The following is a 4,502-nucleotide window of genomic DNA, read 5'->3' as shown; positions in this document are numbered from 1 at the left end:
GGCCTCGGGGGCAGGTTTGGCCGCAGGAGCCGGGGCCGCGCCCGCCTTGCCTGCTTCAAGCGTGGTTAGCAGTGCGCCCACTTCAACCTCGTCACCTTCCTTGGCCACCTGCGGGCCAAGAACTCCGGCCTTCGACGCAGAGACCTCGACACTCACCTTATCGGTTTCAAGTTCGACAATCGGTTCGTCTTCCTTGACCGCTTCGCCGGGCTGCTTCAGCCACTTGGCTACCGTCGCGGTCGTCACGCTTTCACCCAGTGTCGGCACCTTGATCTCGACTGACATCCTGTTCCCCATTTCTTTTCAGAAATTCCCGGTATGGCCTGCTGCTCCCGTGGCCATACCGGTCTTCATGTCCATACAACGGACGGATTGATTAAATGAACAATACCCTGTCGCGCAGGGCGGCCGTTCAGCCGCCCGCCTTCAGGCCCAGCGCCGTCTGCACCAGATCAGCCTGCTCGGCTGCGTGGATACGGGCAAGACCTGTCGCCGGGCTGGCCGCAGCGGCACGGCCGACATAACGGGGCCGCCCTGCCTTATGGCCTGCTTTTTCCAGCGCCTTTTCAATCCGCCGATCCACAAAGTGCCATGCACCACCGTTTTCCGTCTCTTCCTGACACCAGACGATGTCCGCTTCAGGATAGCGCTTGAGTTCAGCCGCGAGAGGCGCTTCGGGGAAGGGGTAGAGTTGTTCCACACGCAGGATGGCAACATCCTTGATGTCTTTCTCGCGCCGCTCGGCCAGCAGGTCGTAATAGACCTTACCCGAGCAGAGCACGACACGACGGATGCTCTTGTCAGCCGCCAGTGCATCCACTTCCGGCAGCACTGGCTGGAAGCGCGTTCCCGCACCGAATTCCGCCAGAGTTGAAACCGCCAGCTTGTGCCGCAGGAGCGATTTGGGCTCCATCAGGATCAGCGGCTTGCGGTAGTCCAGCTTGAGCTGACGGCGCAGGGCATGGAAATAGTTGGCGGGCGTGGTGATGTTGCAGACAAACATGTTGTCTTCAGCGCAAAGCTGGAGATAGCGCTCAAGCCGCGCGGAGGAATGTTCCGGCCCCTGCCCTTCGTACCCATGCGGCAGCAGCATGACCAGACCGGACATACGCAGCCACTTGGTTTCACCCGAAGCAATGAACTGGTCGATAATCACCTGCGCACAGTTGGCGAAGTCACCAAACTGCGCCTCCCACAGCACCAGCGTGTTGGGATTGCGGACGGAATAGCCGTATTCAAACCCGAGCACGCCGTATTCGGACAGGAAGGAGTTCCATATCTCGATCCGGGCCTGCCCATCCTGCACATGGTTGAGCGGTGTATACAGCGACTGGTTGACCTGATCGGTCCATGTGGCATGGCGCTGGCTGAACGTGCCGCGCTGGCAGTCCTCGCCCGACAGGCGCACACGGTGGCCATCAAGCAGCAGCGAGCCAAAACCCAGCGCCTCGCCCGTGGCCCAGTCAAAGCCTTCGCCCGAACTGAACATGGCAGCCTTGGCCTTGAGCTGGCGCGCGATCTTGGAATTGAGGTTAAAATCATCGGGAGAGGTCGTGATGGCCTCGCCAATTTTTTTCAGAACCGCTTCATCCACCCCGGTTTCGGGCCAGGCTTCTTCAGGCTTCGTGCCCGGCGCGGTCAGGCCTTTCCAGTCACCATCAAGCCAGTCGGCCTTGTTGACCTTGTAGGACTGCGCGGCCTTGTAGTCTTCTTCCAGCCGGTCCTGAAACGCATTCCACAGGCTCTGCACTTCCGCATCGCTCATGGCACCCGTCTGCACCACCTTTTTGGCATACAGCGTGTGCGGCGTTTCATGGCTGGCAATGGCCTTGTACATCACCGGCTGGGTGAACACCGGCTCATCGCTTTCGTTATGGCCATGGCGACGATAGCAGACGATATCGAGCACGATATCGCTGGCAAAAGCGAGCCGGTAATCAGCCGCCAGACGCGAGGCGTAGATAACGGCCTCGGCATCATCCCCGTTCACATGCAGAACTGGCGCATTGATGGATTTGGCAATATCCGTGCCGTAAACACCAGAATGGCCAAGCTCGGGTTGGTGGTAAAGCCAACCTGATTGTTCACCACCATGTGGATGCTGCCGCCCGTGCGATAGCCCGGCAGTTTTGACATGGAGAAGGTTTCGTAAACGATACCCTGCCCGGCAAACGCCGCATCACCATGGATGACAATGGCCATGGCCGTCTTGCGCTCGGTATCGCCGTAGTCATCCTGAATGGCGCGCACCTTGCCACATACAACCGGGTCCACCGCTTCAAGATGCGAGGGGTTGGGCTGGAGCGAGATATGCACCGGCTTGCCGCCCACCTCTACATCGGTGGAGGAACCCAGATGGTATTTGACATCGCCCGAACCGTCGACATTGTCAGGCTTGAACGAACCACCGGCGAATTCGTTGAAGATCGCCACATAAGGTTTGCGAACGATGTTCACCAGCGTATTCAGCCGCCCGCGATGGGCCATGCCAATCGCCACGGACTGTACGCCCTGCCCGGCGGACTGGTCGATAATGGCATGCAGAGCCGGAATGGAGATTTCACCCCCTTCAAGCCCAAAGCGCTTGGCGCCTACATAACGCTTCTGACAGAACGCCTCGAAACCTTCGGCCTCCGTCAGGTTCCGCAGGATGCTCTTGCGCTCTTCAACCGAAACGCTGGCCTGCCAGTTATCGCCCTCAAGGCGGGTGCGGAACCATTCACGCTGTTCCGCCGTAGCAGCCTGCATGTATTCCGCACCAAGGCTGCCGCAATAAACAGCGCGCAGGACAGCAATAACGTCCTTGACCTTGCCGGTTGTCTTACCCTTTAGCAGCGGGTCGATCAGAGAACCGAAAAAGACTTCGCGGTCCAGATCCTTGGGGCCAAAGCCATAGGTGGCGGGGTCCAGTTCAACACGGGGAGCAGGCACTTTCAGACCCAGCGGGTCGAGTGTCGCTTCCAGATGCCCGTAATCACGATAGGCACGCACCAGACGGGCAATAGCCAGACTGTCCTGCGCCGCAAGGCCGCCAGCAGGGCCGCCCTTGGCCGGGGGGGGAGCCTCTTCACCCGTGATGATGGAAGGACGCGGCGCCCATGAGGCACCCAGCGCATCCTGCAGGACGGCGGCCTCGTCATCACCCAGAGAGCCAAAGAGAATATCGAAGGAAGGATCAACACTTTTCGGATCCTTGGCCCACTGGGCATACAGATCCGCAAGGTAAGCGATATTGGCACCGTTCAGAGCGGTTGCCAGCATATCCGTGACCGCCATCTTACTTTCCTCCCCGATGCGGGATTTTTCCGCGCTGCTGACCAGACAAGGTGTCGCACTTCAGCGTAAGGCAGACCATTTTTCCACCACTCCGCAGCATGGCACGGAGCGCCCTTCAGAAATTCCTGAGCCGGAGCCAATGTAGCCCGGCCGTTCTTTCCAAAGAGCTAGACCGGCCCTGTGACGGGAACAAGGTCAAGCGCTGTCACGCTCTAGAGAGGCTGTGCGCCCGCTGTGCCGCCTGTGCGCCGTGTTCCAGCCAGCTTTCGCTCCCCATCTCAGCAAGACGTGATGCGGTGCGGGCAAACGCATCCGATCCCTCGCCCTGTGTGAACAGCTTGTCCGGGGGGGCTTCAGCCGAGGCAAAAAGCAGGTTTCCGTTGTCATACAAGGCATCAATCAAAGTAATGAAGCGCCGCGCGAGGTTGGCTTCATCCATGCCCATGGACGGAATATTGTCGATCACGACCACCGGAAAATGCCGCGCCAGCGCCAGATAGTCGTTGGGGCCGAGAGGCCTGCCACACAAAGAGTTGAAATCAAACCGACACACGGGACCTGCCGCCTGATCCACCTCAAAGGCCCGCCCGCTGAACTCAAGCCGTACGGGCTGGGGCTGCTCGCTCCCTGCATAACGGCTGAATACCTGCTGCAACCGGGCCCGTGCGCGCTCATCAACAGGCACCAGCCATGTTTCCTGATCCTGCTCGCGGCCGCGCCGGTAATCTCGTGGCGAATCCAGTTCCACCGTATCCAGCTCACGGCGGATAATGGCGATGAAAGGCTTGAACGCATCAGCGCCCGGTCTGTTCTGGAACAATTGCCCCGGCTCGGTATTCGATGTGGCCACAATCACCACCCCGGCCGCAAACAGAGCCTCGAACAGACGGCCCAGAATCATGGCATCGGCAATGTCGTTCACCTGAAACTCGTCAAAGCACAGCAACTGCGCTTGTGCCGCTATGGCCTGCGCCAGCGGCGGAATAGGGTCCGCCATGCCGGGATTGGCTTTTTTGAGCGCGTAGAGCTTCTGATGCACATCCTGCATGAAGCGCAGAAAATGCACGCGCTCCTTTTTGGCTACCGGCGCACAGGCAAAAAACAGGTCCATGACCATGGTTTTGCCGCGCCCCACACGCCCCACAATATAAAGCCCGCGCGGCGCGCCGCCACGGGTGCCGCAGCAGGGGCCTGCAAAAACCGGCGTGCCAGACCGGAAAGCCGCC

At 59.8% G+C, this 4,502-nt stretch carries 2 protein-coding genes and 1 pseudogene; all 3 read right to left on the bottom strand.

Features of this window, described 5'->3' with window-relative positions; translation table 11 throughout:
• A partial coding sequence (locus tag JCM25143_RS20145) for a biotin/lipoyl-containing protein (RefSeq protein ID WP_035371445.1) occupies window positions 1-285 on the bottom strand: 285 nt, incomplete at its 3' end.
• A 127-nt stretch (window positions 286-412) separates the two neighbouring features.
• A pseudogene (locus JCM25143_RS20140) lies at window positions 413-3,276 on the bottom strand (2-oxoglutarate dehydrogenase E1 component).
• 205 nt (window positions 3,277-3,481) lie between these two features.
• Window positions 3,482-4,502 (bottom strand): cell division protein ZapE (gene zapE / locus JCM25143_RS20135; RefSeq protein ID WP_051543412.1); only part of this gene is annotated, 1,021 nt, incomplete at its 5' end.

It is taken from the genome of Acetobacter papayae JCM 25143, from assembly GCF_000613285.1.
Classification (GTDB): Bacteria; Pseudomonadota; Alphaproteobacteria; order Acetobacterales; family Acetobacteraceae; genus Acetobacter; species Acetobacter papayae.
Note: the sequence above shows the minus strand (reverse complement) of the source record. Positions and strands in the feature narration are given on the sequence as shown.